Source organism: Flavobacterium ardleyense, assembly GCF_042686085.1.
Taxonomy (GTDB): domain Bacteria; phylum Bacteroidota; class Bacteroidia; order Flavobacteriales; family Flavobacteriaceae; genus Flavobacterium; species Flavobacterium ardleyense.
Map to the genome: position 1 here is coordinate 18,463 of NZ_JBHUOL010000018.1, position 24,854 is coordinate 43,316.

The 24,854-nt window shown below is 32.6% G+C and carries 19 protein-coding genes; 7 read left to right on the forward strand and 12 right to left on the reverse strand.

Annotated elements, in window-relative coordinates; all coding sequences use genetic code 11:
- Nucleotides 1-2: 2 nt before the first annotated feature.
- From ACFSX9_RS09925 to ACFSX9_RS09965, 9 genes are all read right to left on the reverse strand, one after another.
- The gene (locus ACFSX9_RS09925) at nt 3-2,891 is read right to left on the reverse strand and encodes a glycoside hydrolase family 3 N-terminal domain-containing protein (RefSeq protein ID WP_379807207.1); all 2,889 of its coding nucleotides are present in this window, start codon (nt 2,889-2,891) and stop codon (nt 3-5) included.
- Nucleotides 2,892-2,973: 82 nt separating this feature from the next.
- Nucleotides 2,974-3,456, reverse strand: coding sequence for an ABC transporter ATPase (locus tag ACFSX9_RS09930; RefSeq protein WP_379807209.1), 483 nt, complete (start codon nt 3,454-3,456; stop codon nt 2,974-2,976).
- A gap of 2 nt (nt 3,457-3,458) precedes the next feature.
- Complete coding sequence (locus tag ACFSX9_RS09935) at nt 3,459-4,070, reverse strand: hypothetical protein (RefSeq protein ID WP_379807211.1); 612 nt, start codon at nt 4,068-4,070, stop codon at nt 3,459-3,461.
- 1 nt (nt 4,071) lies between these two features.
- The gene (locus tag ACFSX9_RS09940) at nt 4,072-4,863 is read right to left on the reverse strand and encodes a (Fe-S)-binding protein (protein ID WP_379807213.1); all 792 of its coding nucleotides are present in this window, start codon (nt 4,861-4,863) and stop codon (nt 4,072-4,074) included.
- A 74-nt stretch (nt 4,864-4,937) separates the two neighbouring features.
- Nucleotides 4,938-5,384, reverse strand: a complete 447-nt coding sequence (locus tag ACFSX9_RS09945; RefSeq protein WP_379808317.1) for an LNS2 domain-containing protein — start codon at nt 5,382-5,384, stop codon at nt 4,938-4,940.
- A 26-nt stretch (nt 5,385-5,410) separates the two neighbouring features.
- Entirely contained in the window at nt 5,411-6,736 is a 1,326-nt protein-coding gene (locus ACFSX9_RS09950) for a 4Fe-4S dicluster domain-containing protein (protein ID WP_379807215.1), read from the reverse strand.
- 11 nt (nt 6,737-6,747) lie between these two features.
- Entirely contained in the window at nt 6,748-7,701 is a 954-nt protein-coding gene (locus ACFSX9_RS09955) for an MlaD family protein (protein ID WP_379807217.1), read from the reverse strand.
- Nucleotides 7,702-7,734: 33 nt separating this feature from the next.
- Nucleotides 7,735-8,859: an N-acetylmuramoyl-L-alanine amidase family protein gene (locus ACFSX9_RS09960; protein WP_379807219.1), complete on the reverse strand. Its 1,125-nt coding sequence runs from the start codon at nt 8,857-8,859 to the stop codon at nt 7,735-7,737.
- A 2-nt stretch (nt 8,860-8,861) separates the two neighbouring features.
- On the reverse strand, nt 8,862-9,908 hold the full coding sequence (locus tag ACFSX9_RS09965; RefSeq protein WP_379807221.1) for an N-acetylmuramoyl-L-alanine amidase family protein: 1,047 nt from the start codon (nt 9,906-9,908) through the stop codon (nt 8,862-8,864).
- Nucleotides 9,909-10,069: 161 nt separating this feature from the next.
- Between ACFSX9_RS09965 and ACFSX9_RS09970 the strand changes: the two genes are divergently transcribed.
- Nucleotides 10,070-12,703 carry a putative LPS assembly protein LptD gene (locus ACFSX9_RS09970; RefSeq protein WP_379808319.1) on the forward strand — a complete coding sequence of 878 codons (2,634 nt, stop codon included), beginning with the start codon at nt 10,070-10,072 and terminating at the stop codon, nt 12,701-12,703.
- Between the two features lie 11 nt (nt 12,704-12,714).
- A complete protein-coding gene (locus ACFSX9_RS09975; protein WP_379807223.1) occupies nt 12,715-13,095 on the forward strand; it encodes a RidA family protein in 381 nt (126 codons plus the stop codon).
- A 43-nt stretch (nt 13,096-13,138) separates the two neighbouring features.
- Here ACFSX9_RS09975 and glmM read toward each other — a convergent pair whose 3' ends face one another.
- Nucleotides 13,139-14,536: a phosphoglucosamine mutase gene (gene glmM, locus ACFSX9_RS09980; RefSeq protein WP_379807225.1), complete on the reverse strand. Its 1,398-nt coding sequence runs from the start codon at nt 14,534-14,536 to the stop codon at nt 13,139-13,141.
- 191 nt (nt 14,537-14,727) lie between these two features.
- Here glmM and ACFSX9_RS09985 point away from each other — a divergent pair, with 191 nt between their 5' ends.
- The 5 genes from ACFSX9_RS09985 (at nt 14,728) to ACFSX9_RS10005 (ending at nt 21,987) form a co-directional block, all read left to right on the forward strand.
- A complete protein-coding gene (locus ACFSX9_RS09985; protein ID WP_379807227.1) occupies nt 14,728-15,315 on the forward strand; it encodes an acyl carrier protein phosphodiesterase in 588 nt (195 codons plus the stop codon).
- 50 nt (nt 15,316-15,365) lie between these two features.
- The gene (locus tag ACFSX9_RS09990) at nt 15,366-17,183 is read left to right on the forward strand and encodes a chloride channel protein (RefSeq protein ID WP_379807229.1); all 1,818 of its coding nucleotides are present in this window, start codon (nt 15,366-15,368) and stop codon (nt 17,181-17,183) included.
- A gap of 110 nt (nt 17,184-17,293) precedes the next feature.
- Nucleotides 17,294-18,256 carry a Fic family protein gene (locus tag ACFSX9_RS09995; RefSeq protein WP_379807231.1) on the forward strand — a complete coding sequence of 321 codons (963 nt, stop codon included), beginning with the start codon at nt 17,294-17,296 and terminating at the stop codon, nt 18,254-18,256.
- Between the two features lie 87 nt (nt 18,257-18,343).
- Nucleotides 18,344-21,175, forward strand: coding sequence for an excinuclease ABC subunit UvrA (gene uvrA, locus ACFSX9_RS10000; protein ID WP_379807233.1), 2,832 nt, complete (start codon nt 18,344-18,346; stop codon nt 21,173-21,175).
- Nucleotides 21,176-21,261: 86 nt separating this feature from the next.
- Nucleotides 21,262-21,987, forward strand: a complete 726-nt coding sequence (locus ACFSX9_RS10005; RefSeq protein ID WP_379807235.1) for an LOG family protein — start codon at nt 21,262-21,264, stop codon at nt 21,985-21,987.
- A 46-nt stretch (nt 21,988-22,033) separates the two neighbouring features.
- Here the strand turns inward: ACFSX9_RS10005 and ACFSX9_RS10010 are convergent, their stop codons facing one another.
- A complete protein-coding gene (locus tag ACFSX9_RS10010; RefSeq protein ID WP_379807237.1) occupies nt 22,034-22,525 on the reverse strand; it encodes a hypothetical protein in 492 nt (163 codons plus the stop codon).
- A gap of 101 nt (nt 22,526-22,626) precedes the next feature.
- Complete coding sequence (locus ACFSX9_RS10015) at nt 22,627-24,612, reverse strand: endonuclease (RefSeq protein WP_379807239.1); 1,986 nt, start codon at nt 24,610-24,612, stop codon at nt 22,627-22,629.
- Between the last annotated feature and the right edge of the window lie 242 nt (nt 24,613-24,854).

Below are 24,854 nucleotides of genomic sequence, written 5' to 3' on the forward strand. Positions count from 1 at the left end.
GATTATTCAACTATACTATCATATATAACTTTTTGAATATTTTCTCTGATATTCTCTTTTGATAATCTATTAGAAGCATTTGCATCTGGATATGTTCTATTAGATAAGAAAACATATACAATTTCTTTTTCTGGGTCGGCCCAAGTCATTGCACCTGTGAAACCTGTATGTCCAAAACTAGTTAGTGAAACACAACCACATGTTGGTCCTTCCGTTCCTAATTGCGGTTTATCAAACCCTACTCCTCTTCTATTGCCATCCTTACAAAAATAGCACGTATTAAATTTCTGAATTGTTTCTTCTTTAATATACTCTCTCCCACCGTAGTTGCCTTTTTGTAAATACATCTGCATTACTTTAGCAACATCCAAAGCATTTGAAAACAAACCGGCATGTCCAGAAACTCCACCTTGCATTGCCGCAGCCATATCATGAACATAACCTTGAATGATTTGATGTCTGTAATAAGTGTCATTTTCAGTCGGAATTATAACACTTTTGTCAAATTGACGCAACGGATTATACGTTAATGATGTTGCACCTAAAGGAGTATAAAAATTGTTTTTAGCTATATAATCTAAAGATTTTCCATTTTCTTTCTCCAAGTATTCTTTAAATAATATAAATGGAAAATCACTGTATTTATATTGTTTTTTTGGCAGTAAATCGCTGTTTGCGATAATTTTGATAATGGTATCGTTGTAATCCGTTCTTAGATATAAATCTTCTGCTACTTTCAGTTGGAATTGAACTGATGGTCTATTGCGGTAATAATTTAAACTTGGTTTTTTAACACTGTCCAATGTAGACTTGTAAAAAGCAATCCATGGCTGAAAACGAGCTTGATGCGTTAGCATGTCTAAAACAGTAGCATTTTCTTTATTAGAACCTTTGAAAACAGGCAACATGTTTTTTAATTTTGTTTCCAATTCTAAATTTCCTTTGTCAAATTCCTGCATGACATTAGGTAAAGTACCGATAATTTTTGTCAACGATGCAATATCGTACAAATCAGTATTTTTTACTTTTGGAGATTCATTTTCGTACGTTTGCTTCCCGAATGCTTTTTGGTAAATAACTTTTCCTTTTCTTGCTACCAAAATTTGCATTCCTGGTGTTATCTTTTTTTCAATCGCATAATTGGCAATAGAATCAATCTTAGTTAAAATTTCAGAACTCATTCCTACATTTTCAGGCATTTCAAAACCTAATCGCTGTATGGCCAAGGTTTCAATTCCTTCTCCAACTTTGAAATAGTCATCAATAGAAACTGGTAATTTTCCTTTTGAGCCAATGGATCCAAAAATAACTTGTGGAACAACAGTTTGAGCAATTTCATTATTTTGATAGCCTAAAATAATGGTATCAATAGTTTCAAAATTCTTAATTCCCAAAAGCGAGTATGGCTTAGTGAAAAATGTTAAAATAATTTCATTCTGCTTGGCTATTTGGTTAATCCAAAGTAATTCTCTGAAGGTTAAATCGTGATTTTTCCAAGCACCATCTGCTTTATGATAGCCTACAATAACTTTAGTATACTTTTGCAGTTGTACTAAAACCGAGTCTAAATTTTTTGAGGTTATTTCGGTAACATCTGCATAATTTTTTAATTGGCTTAAAAAGACATCAGAAGTATCGTTTCCCAATTTAACGTACGCGATTTTTTCCTTTTCTAACTGTACAATTGGAACTGATTTTTTATCATTTTTTACTACCGTAACTGCGTATTCATACAACTGATAATTTAATGCATCATATTCAACTTTATTTAAATCTTTGTATAAATTATCTAAAGCAATCGGTTGATAATTTTGCAAATTTGCTTTGTATTTGTAAGCTAAAATTTTCTTTACGGAATAAGCCAATCGTTGCTCAGTCAAACGTCCGTCGTCCTTAGCTTCATTAAATTTTTTAATAGCAACAGGAACATTCTCAGAAAATAATAGAACATCGTTTCCAGCTAAAAAAGCTTCAAGATCAATATCTCCGGGTTTTTTGAAATTACTTGCTCCCTTCATATTCAGAGCATCAGTAAAAATTAAACCATTAAACTGCAACTCGTTTTTAAGAATATTTGTTACAACATTATATGATATTGATGTGGGATAATTTTCTCTCGGTTCAATACTTGGTACATTTAAATGCGCCACCATAACACTAGCTAAACCATTTCTAATTAATTCTCTATAAGGATATAACTCAACGTCATCTAATCTGTTTTTATCGAATTTAACAACAGGTAACGTATGATGTGAATCGGTCGAAGTATCTCCGTGCCCTGGAAAATGTTTCGCAGTAGCAAAAACGCCTTCGTTTTGCAAACCAATCATTAAAGCCGAAGCTCTCAAAGCAACAATTTCTTTAGTTTCCCCGAAAGAACGATTTCCAATAATAGGATTTTTTGGATTTGTATTAATATCAACAACCGGAGCAAAATTGAAATGAATTCCCATTCGTTTCGATTGTTTTCCCATTTGATTCCCCGTTTTTTCAATTAACTTCATATCTTGAATAGCACCAAGCGTCATATTCCATGGATAACGATACGTAGAGTCTAAACGCATGCTCAAACCCCATTCTGCATCAATCCCAACAAATAATGGCACTTTGGCTTTAGCCTGATAACGATTGGTTAACGTTGCTTGACGAACTGGTCCACCTTGAAAAAATATTAATCCTCCAATTTTATTTTCTTCTACTAATTTATCAATTGATTTATTGTGCGCTTCATTTTTATTAGAATATACCGCTACCATAAACAATTGTCCTACTTTTTCATTAAATGAAAGTTGATTGTAAACACTATCTACCCAAATTTCTTGAGAAAGATTGGCTTTTTTTTGTCCAAAAGTTACTATTGAAAAAAGTATAAAAAGGAGTATGTATCGCATGATATGTGGGGTTTGAAAAATAAAAAAATCACCATTAAAATTGAATTAATGATGATTTTCAAATATAGTTTAAATATTCGTTTTAGAAAAATCTATTATGCCAACTTTCGCTAGCAGGAACTTCCCAAAAATCTTGCCATTCTCCTAATGTATTCAATAAATTATTGAAAACTATTGTATTTGCAGAAACCGCTTTTTCTTTCACTAATTTTTTAAATTCAATTAATGGTTTGAAAGCAATATGTTCTCCGATTTTAAATGTAACATTCATTTTGTCTAATAAATCTACATTATATTTTTGCTCTAAAGTTTGTATAAATGCCACTGAAGAATCAATAGAACATCCAGTTGCTGCTTGAGTTTCCTGATTAATCGCAATAATTATGAAACGATTGTATTTCGTTACAAAAGAAGCTTCTAACTGCTGTCCATGAGCTGACCAGCCTTCTAAAAATGAAGTCAAATCTGTCTCAATATCTTTCATTTCTTCGTCAGAAAACTTTCTGTTGGATTGATAGATCCAAATCTTAGATTCTTGCGGTAATGTATCAAATGGTACGTACATTTTTATTTTTTTATAATATCTGTTATTACACTGTAGGTAACAAATTTACCAAGTTTAGCATCGTATAATTCTAATTCGTAGAAATAGACCTCCACATTGTCGTTCGCTTTCAAAACCTTATCAGTTAAAAGAAATGCATTTTCGAAGTTACTTAATAGTATAAAATGATGATTTTTACCTGTAGTTTCTTTTACAGAAAAAGTAATGAATTGTTCCGCTTTAATTCCGAAAATTGTACCACTAATCATTGCGTATTCTTCCTCAACGGCTTCTTCAGCTTCGTCATCACTTTCCTTGTCAATCATAAATTGAAAAACTATTGGGCATTTTAAACCCATTTTCAACCCCACGTCGTATCCTAACTCTTCCATCTTGGGTTTGTTAGTAACTACATTTTTTCCGTAATGTTTTTCAACATCTTTATCGTATTTATTAATAGCCTCAATTATACATAAACCTAAAGCTAGTTCTAAATTATTTTTGTTAAGTTGTCGCTTGTCAGTACAAGCACAAGCAGTTTCTGCTAATTTATCAGTAAGTTGCGTCTTCGATAATTTTTGACCAAATGACATTGAAAATGCCAAAAGTAAAACACTTAATATAATTTTATTCATTTTATAAATCTTGAGCGTTTGCAATTAATTCGGCGATATCCATTACTTTAACAGAACTTTCTTTTTCTTTCACTTTGATTCCATCTGTCAACATGGTGTTACAGAAAGGACAACCAGCGGCGATAATTTCTGGCTCTAATTCTAAAGCATCTTCTGTTCTTTCAACATTGATTTCCTTATCCCCTTTTTCTGCATCTTTAAACATCTGAGCGCCACCAGCTCCACAACATAATCCATTAGCACGAGATCGTTTCATTTCAACTAACTCTGCATCTAATTTCTGAATTAATTCTCTTGGTGCTTCATACACATTATTCGCTCTCCCTAAATAACATGGATCATGAAAAGTGATACGTTTTCCTTTAAATTGCCCTCCTTCAATGGTCAATTTACCTTCGTCTAACAACGCTTTGATAAATTGCGTGTGGTGCATAATTTCATACTTCCCACCCAGTTCTGGATATTCATTCTTTATGGTATTAAAGCAATGAGGACAAGCTGTAACAATTCTTTTTACTTCGTAAGCATTCATGACTTCAATATTTGTCATGGCTTGCATTTGAAATAAAAATTCATTTCCTGCTCTTTTAGCTGGATCTCCTGTGCAACTTTCTTCTGTGCCTAAAACAGCAAATGAAACGTTAGCTCTATTTAATATTTTAACGAAAGCTTTTGTGATTTTTTTTGCTCTATCATCAAAACTTCCTGCGCATCCTACCCAAAACAAAACATCTGGTTGTTTTCCTTGCGCCATCATTTCGGCCATCGTAGGTACTGTTAAATTTTCAGACATATTATTATATGTTAAATTATTTATTTATTATTGAACTGTTAAAAACAATTCTGTATACTAGTAACTATCAAGAATTAATCCTGATTTTCGTCGTCAAATACTTGAATTGTAACTTCTTTATCTATTAAATCGGTAAATTTTCCTTTATAACGAGTGGCTTTTACCAAATGATTATCAATCCAGTGATAATTGCCCCCTCTTGGTTTGCCCATCAACATTCCGTGATATTTGAACCCGTGGTTTTTCAACCACGCTTCCGTTACTTCTCTGTGTGCTTCTGTTCTTGAAGTAAAGAAGAAAATTATATGTCCTTCATCATACCATTTATTCAAAGTGTCTAAAGCATCTGGATAAATTGCAGCTGTAACCATTCGTTCTGGCTCTTCATTTGGAATATCATCACAAATTGTTCCGTCAATATCAATAAGATAGTTTTTGATTCCTTCCGGTAAAATTGGGCTCAAGTATTCTCCGTTTACTGAGATAGCCTGTAATTTGCCTTCAATTTCTTCTTTCTTCATCATATTTATATTTTACAATAAGTGATCTAATCTTCGTTAGCCCAGTTTAATCTATCCATTTGGTTATACTGCCACGGTGCTCCGTTATTTTCAATATTTGTCATCATATTATTTAATTCTGTAGGAGCAGCACTTTGTTCCATTACTAAATAACGACGCATATCCATAATAATAGAAAGTGGACTAATATTGATAGGACATTCTTCAACGCATGCATTACATGTGGTGCAAGCCCATAATTCTTCCGAAGTTATATAATCGTTTAATAATGATTTACCGTCATCTACAAAAACGCCTTTATTTAAGTCGATATTTTTACCTACTTCTTCTAAACGATCTCTTGTATCCATCATAATTTTACGTGGAGACAATTTTTTACCGGTTTGATTTGCAGGACACGATGAAGTACATCTACCACATTCGGTACAACTATAAGCATTTAACAACTGAACCCAGTTTAAATCCTGCACATCTGAAGCACCAAATTTAGCCGGAACTTCTTCAGGATTTGTTGGGGCAGCAAAAGGATCTGCACTCGGATCCATCATTAATTTTACTTCATTTGTAACACTTTCTAAATTATCTAATTCTCCTAAGGGATTTAAATCAGCAAAATAAGTATTAGGGAAAGCTAATAAAATATGTAAGTGTTTTGAGAAATATAAGTAATTTAAGAAAACTAAAATTCCTGTAATGTGTAACCACCAAGCTGCTCTTTCAACGATAACAACAACTCCTGCATTCATTCCGTTAAACATCGGGGCAATGAATTGAGAAATTGGAAAACTTCCTACTTGATTATAATGCCCATGACCTACTGCTTGCAAATGTAAATCTGCTGCGTTCATTAATAAGAACAACGACATCAATACAACTTCAAAATATAAAATGTAATTTGCATCACTCTTAGGCCATCCTTTCATTTCTGGATTCATAAAACGTTTTAGTTTTATAACATTTCTTCGAATCCAAAAAATAATAACAGCTACTAAAACAAGTACAGCTAAAATCTCGAATGAACCAATTAAGAAATCATATACAGGACCCATAAATGATAACACACGATGTGTTCCAAAAAGTCCGTCTATTACAATTTCAATTACTTCAATATTGATGATGATAAAACCAACATATACAATAAAGTGCAAAAATGCAGGGATTGGACGCTTTATCATTTTGGTTTGTCCTAAAGCAATCATAGCCATATTTTTCCAGCGTGCTGGAGCATTATCAGTACGATTTACATCACGTCCTAATTTTATATTACGAACTAATTTCTTTACATTGATTGCGAAATAACCGCCACCAATAGCCAAAATCACTGCAAATAAGATATTATATATAAAACTCATAACGGATATTTTTACTTTTTAATTGAATCATTTACTGGTGCCACATACGGCTTGTTTTTCTTTCCAAAAAGAGAAACATTTACATATCTTGTAGGGTTTAATCTTAAATCTTTTAGCAACAACTCTAGTTCTTTAGAAGTATTTGTGAAGTTATTATACATCGTTTCATCCTTCATTAATTTTCCAATAGTACCTTTACCTTGCTCCATATCCTTCATCAACTTATCAACATTTCCTAATGTTTTTTCTAAGTTTTTAACGGTTTGCCCCAAATTAGCACTAGCCAAAGAGTCGGACATTTTCGCAAAGTTTTTTGAAGTTTTATCGAAATTAGTTAAAGTAGAACTTAATTTCGTTTTATTATCAGTAATTAGCTCGTTTACGCTTTTAGAAGCAACACTAAATTCTGCTAATGTTTTATTTAATTCTGAAATGCTTCCTTTTAAATCTTGTTTTGCCTTAGCATCTAATACATCATTTACATTTGTAAATAACAAGTTAGCATTTTCCAAAACTTCTTGTAATTTAGATTGAAGTGGCTCCAGCTGTTGTGCCAAAGCGTCAGTTAATCCTAATTTACTTGAAGCATGAAGATAATCTCCTGAAACAGTATAATTAGTATCTTCTAAGTTCGGTTTAATTGCAATTTGTCTTCCACCAACTAATCCAGAATCATAGATTTCTGCAATACTTGATTTAGAAATTGGAAAATCAGTAGTGATATTCAACTCAACTAATAGCTTCCCATCAGTTTGAATATTAATAGCATTTACTTTACCAATTGTCAGTCCATTTAGCGTTACAGGTGCTGAAGGTGCTAAACCAGCAACATTTTCATAAATTACAAATAACTTATTACTGTTGTCAAATAAGTTTTTACCTTTTAAAAAGCTATATCCCCAAATGAATAATAAGATGGATATAATTACTAATATGGCGGTTTTAATTTCTCTAGTTAGTTTCAAATCAAAAATTTTTAACAAAATTAAACTTTTATTTTATTTAATGGCATCTGAAATGCTTATTTTTAATCCGTCTTTATAAGCCACTATAAAAGCAGTAGAATATCCCTTTTTCTTGGCTTCTTCTAAATTTTTCTTAGCGTCATCATACTTGTTTTCAGCACCATAAAAGTACTTATACAACTTTCCCTGGTGTTCCAAAGATATGGCTTGTAATCCATTAAAATTAGAAGGTGTTGTGTCAATTTTAGCAGAACTGGCCGAAAGTTGCACTTTAAAAACGATTCCTTTTTGCGCTGGAGCGCTTTTTTCCACTTTTTCTACAACTTCTTCTTTTACTACTGGTGCAGGTTTTTCTGAAACCACTGGCACTTCTTTTTCTTCTCTTATGTCATTTTTTGAAGGTAAAAAGAACTCATTTTTATAATCTAAAATAGCACCTGCAATTGCTTCCGCTAAAATTTCCTGACCTTGATCGGAGTTTAAAAAAGCACCCTCCTCTTTATTGGAAACAAATCCCATCTCTACTAAAACTCTCGGCATCGTTATCTGGCGTAACACTAAAAATCCAGCTTGTTTCACACCTCTATTTCTATAATCTGCTTTTTTTGTGAAAAATTGCTGCACTCTTCCCGCTAATTCAATACTCTGATCTAAATGCTCTTCTTGTAAAATGGAAATACCTATTATAGATTCAGGCGAATTTGGATCAAATCCATCGTACTTCACCTTATAATCAGCTTCTAAAGTAACTACTTCATTTTCCATTTTAGCAACTTCTAAATTGGATGTATTTCGGGTAATCCCCATTACGTAGGTTTCAGTTCCAGAGGCAGCTTGGTTTTTACTTGCATTGCAATGCATTGAAACAAAAATACTCCCTTTAGACTTGTTTGCAATTGTAGCACGTTGCTGCAGTTCAATGAAAACATCTGTTTTACGGGTATATACAACATCAACTTGAGGGTCTTTTTCTAGCAACTCTCCCACTTTTAACATTGTTTTTAAAGCAATGTTTTTTTCAATATTCCCGTGATAGACCGCGCCATAATCCTTACCACCATGACCCGCATCTAAAACAACTTTAAATTTTGAGTTTTGGCCGTAAGTAAATACAACGTTTATTAAACATAGAATACTTAAAATATTTTTTATCATCATTTTTATTTTTTTCCAAAAGTTACAATGTAAGCCGTCTTATATCCTTTTGATTTTGCCTCTTCTAGTAGTTTTTTACAAGATTCATAAGTGGATTCATTACCATAATAATACTTGTATAAGTTGTTCTCTTTTTTAAAAGAAACGTTCTTCAATCCTTTAAAATTAGCAGGTTTTGTTTCTATCTTTCTGCTTCCTGCTTCTAATTGTACTTTATAAAACGTTTTTGAAGTTGTCTTTTTACTATTTTTTGATGCCGTTTTTGCAGGCTCTACTTCTTTAGTTGCTTCACTATTTATACTTGAATTTGAACCAGAAGTACTGAAAAAATTATCTTTATAAGAAACTATAGCGTCCGAAATAGATTTCGCCATCTCTTGCTTGCCACCATCTGAACTAATATAATTACCTTCTTCCTGATGTGATACAAAACCCAATTCAATTAAAACCCCTGGCATTACCGTTGCATCTAAAACCCAAATAGGTTGTTGCTTTACTCCTCGCGAAGATCGACTGTTTTTAGTAATGAAATTTTTCTCTATTTCCGATGCTAATTCAATACTTTGACCTAGAAATTCCTCTTGTAAAATTCTTAATCCTAATAGTGTTTCCGGGTTATTGGGGTCGAAACCTTTATATTTTTCGCTATAATTATCTTCTAAAAATATTACACCATTTTCTTTTTTTGCAATATCTAAATTTGTATCTGTTCTAGACATTCCCATTACAAATGTTTCTGTCCCTTTGGCTGCCTTGTTTGCAACGCCGTTACAATGCACTGATATAAATAAGTTGGCTTTTGCTTTATTTGCAATATTAGCTCGTTCTCTTAACTCAATAAATACATCAGTTTTACGAGTATAAACAACAGTAATATCTTTATTCTTTTCTAAAATTTTACCTAATCTTAATACTACGTCTAGAACAATATCCTTCTCCTTAATAGAACCACGGGTTGTTCCTGGATCTTTGCCACCATGACCTGCATCTAAAACAACTTTAAATTTTGAGTTATTTTGAGCGAAATTAGTCGATGAGACAAACAAAAACACAAGTAAAATTATTTTTTTGAAACAAATTTGATACCCCATAGTATTATTAAGAAAGTTTATAAGTTATATTTATATTAAAACATTATTTTTGCAAAAAAATATATGTAAGTTTGACACTTCAAAAAGTGAGCCGAATTTTTACAAAAATACTATTAAAAGCATTGTATACAAAGTTATTTCATATCGTTTTTTCAGTAATTTTACTAACAATAGGATCTACGACTGTTTTTTCTCAGGAAATTAAGTTAACGGATTCCGTCAAAATTAGTGCTGTAGATCTGATTAAAGTTAAAGATTCGACCGCTAAAGATTCTTCTAAAAAAGCGAAACCTTTCTTAGAAGGTATCGTGTACATGAAAGCGAAAGATTTCGAAAAAATGGATCAAAAGAAGAAGCAATTGACCTTACAAAATGAAGCTTCTATAAAATATACTGATTTTGACATCAAAGCAGGAAAGATTGTTTATGATTTCGATAAAAAACAAGTCTACGCTGGTAGGTTAAAAGATTCTGCCGGAAATTACATTCAAAGACCAGTGTTTACACAAGGCTCTAATGTGGTTGAACCTGATTCAATCGTTTATAATACTCAAAGTGGTAAAGCATTGATTTGGAATTCAAGAACCAAACAAGGCGAAATGAATATAAAAGCTGCTATTTCGAAAAGGGAAAATGATTCCGTTGTTTTTATGAAATCGGCTCGTTTAACTACGGCAAAAGATATTGATGATCCCGAATATTATTTTTACGTAACTAAAGTTAAATTTGTACCGAAGAAAAAAGTAATTGTTGGTCCCACAAATCTTGTAATAGCAGATGTTCCCACTCCTATTTTTCTACCTTTTGCTTATTTCCCAATGAGCGAAACTAGTACTTCAGGATTTATAATTCCAACGCCCGGTCAAAATAATCGACAAGGCTATTTCTTACAAAACGGAGGATATTATTTTGCACTTAGTGAATATTATGATTTAGCTGTTTTAGGTGATTATTATACCAACGGAAGTTATGGACTTCGGGCAGAGAGTAGTTATGCTAAACGTTACAAATTCAACGGACGATTTAACTTAAGATTAGAAAATAACATCCAGAGTGAAAAAGGATTTCCAGATTATTTAAGATCGAAGCAATATAATATTCAATGGTCTCATTCACAAGATGCAAAAGCATCAGCAAATTCACGTTTTTCTGCTTCGGTAAATTTAGGAAGTAGCCAGTATTTTAGACAGTCAGTAAACATGAACAATGTAGGTTCTAGTTTAAATAACAATTTAAGTTCATCTGTTTCTTATTCAAAAACTTTTCAAACTGTGCCTCAAGTGAATATGTCAGTTACAGCAACACATTCACAAAACACAAATACACAGCAGGTTGACATGACTTTACCTACTTTTCAAGCAAGCGTAGATCGAATATTTCCATTTGCTCCAAAAGACGGTATTAAAAAAGGTTTTTTCAAAAACATCAATTTCCAATACAACGTTAGAGGAGAAAACAGAATTAAAACAGCTGACTCATTATTTTTTAAACCACAAATGTTTAGAGACGCAAAAGCGGGTTTCCAACATAGCATTCCGTTAGCTACAAATTTCAAAGTATTAAAATACTTTAGCGTTACTATGGGTGCTGCTTATAATGAAGTTTGGGCACTTAACACAATACAAAAGAAGTTCAGCGCTCTAGAAAATAAAATAATTACCCAAGATCAAAGTGGTTTCGAATCGTTCAGAACATATAATCTAAATGCTGGTGTAGGTACAACAATCTACGGAACATTTGAATTTGGAAAAGATAGTAAGATTCAAGCTATTCGCCACGTTTTACGTCCTAATGTTTCTTATGGATACACTCCAAGTTTTGAGAAATATTATGATACTTATGCAATTGATGCAACAGGTTTAACTACTGCCGAATATACAAAATTTGATGGAGGATTATTTGGTTCACCTGGTAAAAGCTACGCTAATAATTTAGGCTTTTCATTAAGTAATACTTTTGAAGCTAAGGTGAAAGATAAAGAGAGTAAGAAAGACGAAACTAAGAAAGTAATGTTGTTAAATAACTTAAATTTTGCGACAAATTATAATATGGCAGCTGATTCTTTAGCTTGGTCGCCGTTGCGAATTTCAGGTGGAACGCAGTTTTTCAAACAGAAAATGAATGTCAATTTTGCTACCACTTTGGATCCGTACGCTATTGATAATTCAGGAAGAAGATTTGATAAATTCAACATTGATAACGGTGGTGGCTTATTTCGAATTACTAGTTCAAATATGACTCTAAATTACTCTTTTTCAAGCACAGATACTCAGAAGAAAACGAATGACCAAAACCTGCAAAACGGAGGGACTGGTGATGATTTATTTGGTACAAGCACTGATTTAAGTGATTCGAGACAAAGTCTGTTTAAAAAAGACGGAGATGAAGATGAAAAGCCTTCTACAAATGAATGGTATGCAACGAAATTACCTTGGGATTTGGTTTTAGCTTATAGTGTAACGTATAACAATTCAAATCGTCAAAATGAAATTTCTTCTAATTCATTAATGGCTTCAGGAAATATAGAATTAGCACCGAGATGGAAAGTTGGTTTTTCTTCTGGATATGATTTTAAACAAGAAGGAATTACTTTTACGCAATTGCGTTTTGAGAGAGATTTAGAAAGCTGGCGAATGAGTTTCAATTGGGTTCCAATAGGGACAAATACTTATTGGGGATTTTTCATCGGAATTTCATCTTCAATTCTTAGTGATATCAAATGGGATAAACGTCAAATTCCTGATCGAGTTTTTTAAAAATATTTATAATGAAAAAAATAATCTTTACAGACAAAGCACCTGCTCCTATTGGTCCATATAACCAAGCAGTTTTAATTAATGACACTCTTTATACTTCAGGCCAAGTTGCTCTTAATCCAGCGACAATGGAATTGGTTTTAGAAAACATTGAAGCGGAAACAAAACAAGTCATGGAAAATCTAAAAGCTGTTTTAGAAGCAGCTGATATGACTTTTGACAATGTAGTGAAAACTACTATTTTCATAATGAATATGGGCGATTTTACTCGTATCAATTCTGTTTATGGCGCTTATTTTGATGAAGCTACCGCACCTGCAAGAGAAACGGTTCAAGTGGCTTGCTTGCCAAGAAACGTAAATATCGAAATCTCAATGATTGCAATTAAATAAAAACAAATAAAAAAGGTCAGATTAAAATCTGACCTTTTTTATATTAAATTCCTGCTATTTCTTTCAACTCTTTCACAAATCGTTCCGCTAAATTATCGGCTTCTGCTTGCGTTGGTCCTTCCGTATAAATTCTAATAATTGGTTCGGTATTCGATTTTCTTAAATGTACCCATTCCGTTGGAAAATCAATTTTCACTCCATCAATTGTAGTTAAATTTTCTGATTTGTATTTTTCAGTCAACGCAGCTAAAACGTGATCAACATCTATTTGAGGCGTTAATTCAATTTTATTTTTACTCATATAATACTGCGGATAACTCGCTCTTATTTCGGCAACTGATTTATCTTGGTTTGCTAAATAAGTTAAAAACAAAGCGACTCCAACCATACTATCTCTTCCATAGTGCGATTCTGGATAAATTATTCCTCCATTTCCTTCACCACCAATAATTGCGTTGGTTTTCTTCATTAATTCAACCACATTTACTTCACCTACAGCACTTGCTTGATATGTTCCGCCATGTTTCTCAGTAATATCGCGCAAAGCACGAGAAGAAGACATATTTGAAACCGTATTTCCTGGTGTTTTACTCAATACATAATCGGAAATTGCTACTAATGTATATTCCTCGCCAAACATCTCGCCATCATTAGAAATAAAAGCCAGGCGATCTACATCGGGATCAACTACAATTCCAAAATCTGCTTTTTCTTCCAAAACTAACTTACAGATATCTCCTAAATGTTCTTTTAATGGTTCTGGATTGTGAGGAAAATCTCCCGTTGGCTCGCAATATAATTTCACGACTTCAACGCCCATTTGTTCTAATAAATTCGGGATAATAATTCCTCCTGAAGAATTTACACCATCTACTACTACTTTATATTTTTTAGTTTTAACCAAAGCAGCATCTACTAATGGTAAAGCTAAAACTTCATCAATATGAATGTCCATATAAGCGCTGTTCTCGAAAATTTCACCTAAATCATCAACCTCAGAAAAATCAAAAGCTTCTTTATCGGCAATTTCTAAAATTAATTCACCTTCGTGTCCGTTTAAAAATTCGCCCTTTTCATTCAATAATTTCAATGCATTCCATTGCTTTGGATTGTGTGAAGCTGTTAAAATGATTCCACCATCTGCCTTCTCCATAGGAACAGCGATTTCAACCGTTGGCGTTGTCGACAAACCCAAATCAACTACATCAATTCCTAAGCCAACTAACGTATTAACTACTAAATTATGAATCATTGGACCAGAAATTCTTGCATCTCTTCCAACAACTACTTTTAATTTTCCAGTCTTTATTCCTAAGTTTTTTACTTTTAAAAATGTTCCATAAGCTGCAGCATATTTTACTGCATCAACAGGGGTTAAGTTTTCACCAACCACACCACCAATAGTGCCTCGAATTCCTGATATAGATTTTATTAATGTCATTTGTAATTTAAATTTTATCCTACAAACCTACATAATTTTTACAAATTTACCCGAAGATCATTCGAAATTCGCCTTCTTATTTTTATTGCTTCTGATCTCAATTTTAAGATTTTTTTACAAGGAGAGACTTCAAAAAGATTTAAAAGTGGCAGTATTTTTTATATATTTACAAAAAGAACACTAAAAAACTTATGAACTATCTCGCTCATGTTTATTTATCAGGAACTAACGATTTACTAAAAATCGGGAATTTTATGGCTGATAGTATTAAAGGGAATAGTTACAAATTATTTCAGAAAGAAATAATGAAAGGGATTTTACTGCATCGCCATATTGATAGTTTTACAGACGCTCATCCTATATATCGAAAAAGCAAGCATCGTTTACACGAAAAATATGGACATTATTCTGGTGTGATAATGGACATTTTATATGATCATTTTTTAGCTAAAAACTGGAGTCGGTATTCTGACGAGTCACTTGAAGATTATGCTGCTAATTTCTATCAACTACTCCAAAATAACGACGCAATTTTGACCGAAAAAATCAAAGGAATGATTCCATATATGATTGAAAAAAATTGGTTTATAAGCTACTCTTCCCTTGCCGGAATTGAAATGATACTTTTTCAGATGGATTATAAAACAAAGCACCGCGTTCATATGCAAGAGGTAATGGTGGAATTAAAAGCTTTTTATTCAGAATTTGAAGTGGAGTTTTTTATGTTCTTTGATGAATTAATTGAATCTTGCCAAGAAAAAATAAATGCTTTAGGCTGATCTTTTTATTTGAGATCAAAAAAAACTAACTTCGCATTTTTAAAATAATTATGCCAAAAGCCAAATCATTTCTATTTAAACGATTCCTGAAAAGAACTTTCAGTAAACTTGAGAAATTGATATTTCTTTTGAAAGAACTGCTAACACCAAGACAGTTTATTTATTTGTCTTGCATTTTAGTAGGAATGTCTTCAGCCTTAGCGGTTATTATTCTAAAAACCTTCGCACATTGGGTTTTTAAATCTTCGCAAAGATTAGATGCTTTTTTCCATTTACCATATAGTAATAGTACGTTACCCATAATCGGCATCGTTATTACGGTAATCATTACCAAAAGACTTTTAGGTGGTTCTATCGAAAAAGGAACTTCGCAAATTATGTATGCTGTTGCGAAAAAACGTGGTATTATTCCTAGAAAACAAATGTTTGCCCAAATTATAACGAGCTCTTTTACCGTGGGAATGGGTGGAAGCGCCGGCTTAGAATCACCAATTACAGTTACCGGAGCCGCTTTTGGAAGTAACTTTGCTCAAAATTACAGATTAAGTTATAAAGACCGCACCTTGTTATTAGCTTGCGGAGTTGCCGCCGGAATTGCCGCCGCTTTCAACGCTCCAATTGCTGGAGTTTTGTTCGCCAGTGAAGTAATTTTAGCCGAAATCAGTATTACAGCTTTTATTCCAATTATGATAAGTGCCGCAACTGGAGCGCTAATTTCAACAGTAGTTTTAAATGAAGATATTTTATTTTCCTTTAAAAATGTAGAATTTTATGATTTTCATAATATCCCTTATTATATTTTACTAGGAGTTTTAAGCGGACTAGTTTCTATAAATTATGCTCGAACTTTTCGTAAAGTAGAGCATTATATTGCAAGTTTAAAATTTAATGCCATCAATAAAGCACTTTTCGGTGCCGGAATTTTAGGCGTTTTAATATTCTTTTTTCCATCGCTTTTTGGTGAAGGTTATGAAAATATTAAAATTCTAGCTGATAATCATCCGGAACAAATGGTGAAAAACACTGTTTTTGAAAGATTCAGTGATTCTTCCTGGATATTGCTGTTAGTGATCAGTGCAACAATGTTGGTAAAAGTCTACGCGACAAGTTTAACGTTAAGCGCGGGTGGAAATGGTGGAAACTTCGCTCCTTCTCTATTTGTTGGTTCCTATTTAGGCTTTACATTAGCTTCTTTTTTAAACCTAACAGGATTAACAAAACTACCAATCGGAAATTTCACATTAGTAGGAATGGCGGGAATTCTTAGTGGATTATTTCACGCTCCTTTAACTGCTATTTTCTTAATTGCCGAGATTACAGGAGGTTACAGTCTAATGGTTCCATTAATGATTGTTTCTTCGGTGAGTTTTGCTATTTCTAAACGTTTTGAACCACATTCATTCGATATTAAAAATTTGGCCGATAAAGGCGAAGTTTTTACTGATAATCGAGATACAAATATTTTGAATTCGATTGATGTGTCTAAACTAATTCAATCTGATTATAAAGCTATTTCGGTTAGCCCGAATTTAGACGAATTGGTGCAGAAAATTCAAGAATCGGATGATGCTATTTTTCCTGTTTTGGATGAAGAAAACAAATTATTGGGACTAATATTTTTAGATGAAATTCGTCCTATTGTATTTTCACCCTTTAAAGTTAAGTATACAACAACTAATGAAGTTATGCATCCGCCAAAAGAAATTATCTTTTACGATGAAACCTTAGAAACTATTATGGAAAAATTTGATACTTCAGGTTGTAAAGTTTTACCCGTTTTACAGGAAGGTGTTTTCCTTGGTTTTATCAACAAGCAATTGATTTTAGAAAAATATAGAATGCGTTTGAAATCAATGGTTATTGAGTAAATAACTATTTTTCAATATTTTACATTTTTTTATATAATTTCTTAATATCGGATAGAATTTTTTTTTATCCCATCCGATAGTATTATATTTGTGGTTGAAATAGAAATACTATGTGGAATATTGACCTATCCTATCGCGAAGAATTTCAACCAACTTTCGAAAGATTGTATGATAAACTAGCTGTGCTCAATCAAAACAGACCATTGCCTGGCATTGCTATTTCAAAAATTAAAGAAGCGTTAACCATAGAATGGACTTATAATTCTAACAGTATTGAAGGAAATACACTTTCGTTACGAGAAACTCAAATGGTTCTTCAAGATGGAATTACGATCCGAGGAAAATCCCTTAGAGAACATTTTGAGGCCAAAAATCACGAAAAAGCGATTTATTATCTAAATGAAATTGTAAATGATAATTATACATTAAGAAGTATTGATATTTTATCACTTCACAATTTAGTTTTACGCACGATTGAAGATGATTTTGCAGGAAGAATCAGAAATGCTGGTGTCCGTATTTCCGGAGCAAATTTTGTACCACCAAATGCTAATAAAATTTCAGACCTATTAGATGAATTAATTCAATTTGTAAACGAAAATCCATTACAATTGAATGATATTGAGTTAGCTACGATTTTTCACCATAAATTAGTTTGGATTCATCCTTTTTTTGATGGAAATGGAAGAACTGTTCGTTTAGCAATGAATTTATTGTTAATGCGAAAAGGTTTTCCACCCGCGATTATTTTAAAAAATGATAGAAAAAAGTATTACGAAGCACTAAACCAAGCAAATAAAGGTAATTATCAAAAATTAACTTTATTAATGTGTCAAGCCTTGGAACGTACTGTAAATATTTATTTAACTTCCATTCCAAGTGAAAATGATGAAGAATATCAATCAATTGCAAATATTGTTAGCGAACCAAATTCTCCCTATAGTCAAGAATATGTTAGTTTATTAGCACGTCAAGGTAAAATTGATGCTTATAAAGAAGGTAGAAATTGGGTAACCACAAAAAAAGCGATTAACGATTATATCAACAACAGACAACGAAAGCGTTTATTATAATGCTTTCGTTTTTTTATTGTTTTCTTTAACTTTGTATAACCTGAAAATTGGTTAGAAATCAGTAACTTTGCGTTTTGCCAAAAAATTATGCAACACACTGAAGATACTATCGAAATTATTGGAGCTCGCGTTCACAATCTTAAAAATATAGACGTAAGCATTCCGCGTGAAAAACTCGTTGTTATTACGGGTTTATCAGGGTCGGGAAAATCGTCCTTGGCTTTTGATACCATTTATGCCGAAGGACAACGTCGTTATATTGAAACCTTTTCTGCTTATGCACGCCAATTTTTAGGAGGTTTAGAACGTCCTGATGTAGATAAAATTGACGGACTTTCGCCTGTAATTGCAATTGAGCAAAAAACCACAAGCAAATCGCCTCGTTCTACTGTAGGAACTATTACTGAAATTTACGATTTCCTTCGTCTTTTATATGCAAGAGCTTCAGATGCTTACAGCTATAATTCGGGCGAAAAAATGGTTTCTTATTCGGATGAGCAAATTAAATCGCTTATTCTACAAGATTTCGACGGAAAACGCATTAATATTTTAGCACCTGTAATTCGCTCGCGTAAAGGACATTATCGTGAATTATTCGAACAAATTGCTAAACAAGGCTTCTTGAAAGTTCGTGTCGATGGAAAGATTAAGGATTTAGAATTTGGAATGAAAGTCGATCGTTATAAGACACACGAAATCGAAATTGTAATCGACCGAATGGAAATTGATTTGCAAGAAGATACAGACAAACGTTTATCGGAAAGTATCAAAACTGCAATGTATCACGGTGATGACGTAATGATGGTTATCGAACAAGAAAGTCAGGAAGTTCGTTTCTACAGTCGTAATTTAATGTGTCCGTCTTCTGGAATTTCTTATCCAAATCCGGAACCAAATAACTTCTCGTTCAACTCGCCAAAAGGTGCTTGTCCGGCTTGTAATGGATTAGGAACGGTGAATGAAATTAACATTCATAAAATCATCCCAAATCCTAAATTATCCATTAAAAATGGTGGTTTTGCTCCTTTGGGCGATTATAAAAATACTTGGATTTTCAAGCAATTAGAGATTATTGCTCAAAAATATGATTTCAAAATTACGGATGCAATTGAAGATATTCCTCAAGACGCAATGGAAATGATTTTGAAAGGTGGTAATGAAAAATTCTCAGTAATTTCAAAGGTTATGGGAATTACTAAAGACTATAAAATCGATTTTGAAGGAATTTCAAATTTCATCAAAAACCAATTTGATAATTCTGATTCAGCAAGCATCAAACGTTGGGCAAAGGAATTTATGGACGAAAACGATTGTTCAGATTGCCACGGAACACGTTTAAGAAAAGAGTCGTTATATTTCAAATTAAATGGTAAAAATATTGGTGAATTAGTTCAAATGGACATCACTGAATTATCAGAATGGTTTGCAGATTTACACAATCATATCACTGATAAACAACAAGTTATTGCTGTTGAAGTTATCAAAGAAATTTCGACAAGAGTTCAGTTTTTATTGGATGTTGGTTTAAATTATTTATCCTTAAACCGAAGTTCAAAATCACTTTCTGGTGGTGAAGCACAACGTATTAGATTAGCCACTCAAATTGGATCACAATTGGTTGGTGTTCTTTATATTTTAGATGAACCAAGTATTGGTTTGCACCAGAGAGACAACGAACGTTTGATTAAATCCTTAGAAAGTTTACGCGATATTGGAAATTCCGTTATTGTGGTGGAACACGATAAAGATATGATTGAAAGTGCTGATTATGTGATTGATATCGGTCCAAAAGCTGGACGATTTGGTGGTGAAATTATTAGTTGTGGAACGCCCAAAGAATTATTGGAACAAGATACAATTACTGCTCAATATCTTAATGGTAAAATGAAATTGGAAATTCCGAAAGAAAGAAGAGCTGGAAATGGAAAATCAATCAAATTATCAGGAGCAACGGGAAATAATTTAAAAAATGTAACAATCGAAATTCCTTTAGGAAAATTGGTTTGTGTAACAGGAGTTTCAGGAAGTGGAAAATCGACTTTAATTAATGGAACGCTCTACCCTATTTTAAACGCCCATTTTTTCAATGGTGTAAAAAAACCACAACCTTACAAAAAAATTGAAGGTTTAGAACATATTGATAAGGTTATCGAAATCGATCAGAGTCCGATTGGAAGAACCCCAAGAAGTAATCCAGCAACTTATACCGAAGTATTTTCGGAAATTAGAAGTTTGTTTACAATGGTTCCAGAAGCGATGATTCGTGGTTATAAACCCGGAAGATTTAGTTTTAATGTGAAAGGCGGAAGATGTGAAACCTGCGAAGGTTCGGGCGTTAGAACTATTGAAATGAGTTTTTTACCTGATGTTTATGTGGAATGCGAAACCTGTATGGGAAAACGTTTCAATAGAGAAACTTTGGAAATCAGATACAAAGGAAAATCAATTTCTGATGTATTGAATATGACTATTGATGAAGCAGTTGATTTCTTTGTAATGATTCCTAAGATTTATAGAAAAGTTAAAACAATTCAAGATGTTGGATTGGGTTATATCACTTTAGGTCAGCAAAGTACAACACTTTCAGGTGGTGAAGCACAGCGTATTAAATTGGCAACAGAGTTATCTAAAAAAGATACTGGAAATACTTTTTATATTTTAGACGAACCTACAACCGGACTTCATTTTGAAGATATTCGGGTGTTGATGGACGTAATTAATGTAATTGTTGACAAAGGAAATACGGTTTTAATCATCGAGCATAATCTTGACGTTGTCAAACTTTCAGACTATATAATTGATATTGGTTATGAGGGTGGAAAAGGCGGTGGCGAAGTGGTAGCAAAAGGAACGCCAGAGGAATTGATAAAAAACAAAAAGAGTTACACCGCACAATTTCTGAAAAAAGAGTTATCTTAGCGGTTCAACTACTTTGCAACAACAACACTCCTTAAATTTATTGTTTAACTTATAATTTGTTTAGCTACAAATTAACTAAAATTGTTATGGCAGAAAATCAATTACAAAATGAAGACTTAGAACTTCAAGAAAGATTAAAACAAAAAACTTGGAATGAAATAAGAACTAACGATTCTTGGGCAATTTTTAAAATCATGTCCGAATTCGTAAACGGATACGAAGCTATGGGAAGAATTGGCCCGAGTGTAACCGTTTTTGGTTCTGCAAGAACTCAACCTGAAGATAAATACTATTTATTAGCGGAAAAAATTGCTTATAAAATTAGTAAAGCTGGTTATGGTGTAATTACTGGTGGTGGTCCTGGAATTATGGAAGCAGGAAACAAAGGAGCTCATTTTGGTGGAGGAACTTCTGTAGGTTTAAATATCGAATTGCCTTTCGAACAGCACTTTAATCCGTATATTGATAAAGATAAAAACTTGAATTTTGATTACTTCTTCGTAAGAAAAGTAATGTTTGTAAAATATTCACAAGGTTTCGTTGTAATGCCAGGAGGATTTGGAACGTTAGACGAATTATTTGAAGCTGTAACTTTAATTCAGACTAAGAAAATTGGTAAATTCCCAATTATACTAGTAGGATCAGAATTCTGGTCAGGATTATTAGATTGGATTAGGACTGTGATGATTGACAAAATGAAAAACGCAAGTCCAGAAGATATGAACTTGATAAAAGTAGTTGATACTGCGGATGAAGTAGTTGAAGCTTTAGATACATTCTATAAGAAATACAACTTATCTCCAAACTTCTAAAGAATAAAAAAAGTCAGATTTTAAAATCTGACTTTTTTGTTTATCGTTAATCACAATCATGATCATATCTGTTTTTATGATGCTTTTTGTAATGCTCTTTTCTTCTTTTTTGTTGTTTTTTATATTGTTTCTTATGATGCTTATGATAGTGTTTATGATGATCTTTATCATGATAACGATCTACGTAAACTACTTTAGTCTTGTAAACTGTTCTGTGCGAAGTATTATATCTTTGCGGTGCATTACCATTAAAGTCTAGTTCAATCTGCGTACTTTTCCCTAAGTTAATCCCAACATGCACTGAAGGAACTTGAGACCTTACCTCCCACTTATTATTTGAAGCATAGATATACGATTTTCGTTGCATATCATAATACATATTTTCATCTGGGAAATATACATATCTTGTTTTAGTCTTGTAAGAATGCCCTTTTGCCCATGGTGGCGGTCCTTGTGAAAACGCATCAGTTGGCACTACCAACATAAAAACTAAAACTAAAGCTCCAATAAATATTGTCATTTTACTATTTGACTTCATAATTTTTTATTTTAATAATTATTAATCAAGTAGTATTCAAGAAGGATGCCAAAAGAGATTTACTTTATGATATTAACTTCCCTTCAAACATTAAAAAAAGCCTATTTTACTACGATTTTTTTAGTAATCGTTTGATTGTTAGCTGATACTTTTACTAAATATAATCCTGAATTTAAATCAATATTTAATCTAATTTCAGAATCAAAAGTAGTTTCTTGAAGTAATTGTCCAGTAATCGTATAAATTTCGACTTTCGATTTTCCTTCCAAGCCTGACACTGTAATATAATCTGTAGTTGGATTTGGATAAACTAAAACGCTGTTTTCAATTGGTGAAGGCGTGGATAAAGTAGAAAACCATTGTTGACCAAAACTAGCTCCATAAATATAATCAGCTAAATTCGGATAATCCACAAAAGGATTACGATTCATTTGCCACGTATAAATATAGTTATTACGATTCATTTCAAAATCATCTCTAGCATCAGTTACGTTCCATGTTAATAGAGAAGCTAAGTCACCCATAATTTTATTTCCAGAAGCATCTGAAGGATTTCCATCAACAAGCGTTAAACCATTATATCTAACAGCCATATAAAACAGTGCTCTTGCAACATCGCCTCTCCACTTTCCTTGCGTGCCAACTGGACCATTATAATCTAAACCAAAATCCTTATTACTTTTTAAAATATTCTCTTGTCCATCTTCCGCATGAAGATGATGTGCATCCGCATGAGCCGAAGCAATATCATTAGCATTAGTTGTTAACCACACATTAATTCCGTCTGCAGTGGACGATGTTCCACCAGAAAATCCACCTCTAGACTGAGCAAACACATGTTCTCTCACCCATTTTCCTATTCCACTATTACCTACTTGTTGATCTAATTTAGCCCGTGGAGCTTCTACATAATGCATCCAAACCTCATTACTATTAGCCGGATTTTGATCTGCTTGTTTTAAAATTTCCCAAATATCGCCATAACTGTGAGCACGAACAACTGCTGGATTTGCAATAATATCTTGAAGTGCCTGCTTTAATGAGTTTCCTGCCAGACCTTCTAACGAAGAATAATATCCAGCTGGAATTGTTGGTGTAACTAATCCATAAGTAGGATTTAATGGAGTTCCATAGCTTTGAACGACAAAATCGTTATCATAAATTCTTATAATTATATTATTATTATTTGCAACATAACCTGCTGGTAGCGTTTGAACCTTTATTAACATTTCTTCGTCACCTTCATCTGTTATATCATCAAATAAATAAACTGTATTTTGAGCAGTTGATGAACCCACTGGAATCATTACTGTTAAATTTGTTCCAGAAAAATCATTAACCATAAAATTTCCGTTATCTAAAGTAAAGTTAAAAACTAAATTTGAACCAGTAACAGGTTGGCTAGTAGTAAAGACAATATTAAAACTCTCACCTTCAATGTAACTAGTTTGAGAAGTTGAAACGGTAATATAATTTAAAACAGTACCGCTTCCATCGTTATTGACGCCGGGTGTAGGTAATTTTACTTCATATGTTCCATCATTTTTTCTTTGAATAGAATGAGAAGTATTAAGACCGTATAGATTTTCGTTAATGCAGTAAGTTAATCCCAAAATAGACATTAAATTTACGGGATTTAAATGTGAATTAACGGTTTTATAAGCAACAGCGTCAATTAAATTATTTGTTGTCGCTAATGTCCCAGATGCTGAAGGATAAGTTGTATAAGGGAAATCAGAGGCATTACCTAAATACAGCGCCACAACATCAGGACCGTTTTGAATTGATGAATTTGAAAAAATCCCCATCGGAGAAGGAGAAACTAGACTATTTCCAAATAATGCAATTCCATTAACATCCGTTGTATAACCATCTAGATCTATCGTAAAGTAGCTCGACGAGTTCGTTTCATTAAAGAAAACTAGCACATAACCATCTAATGGAAAATTAGGGGTACTAGATTTTAATTCTACAAATTCTAATTCATCACTACTTGGAGTATCTGCATCTATTTCGTTGATAACTACTTGTGCAGTGGCGGAAAAACCCAATAAAATAATTAGGTTAAAAAGTAATTTTAGGGGCATAATATTAAGTTTTATCAAATATAACACTATAAAATGCGTTTTATAGGATATTTAAATTATTATTGTGTTAATATTAATCAGAAATTAAGAATTAGTAGGATTATATTTATGTATTTTTATAAATTAGTATTTCCAGACGCAACCATTTCATCAGTAAAGTAATCTTATTCAAAAATTCATCATTGAAACTTAAAATTTCCCACCTACTTTTCTCCTTATTTACTCTGTCTGTAGCTGCACAA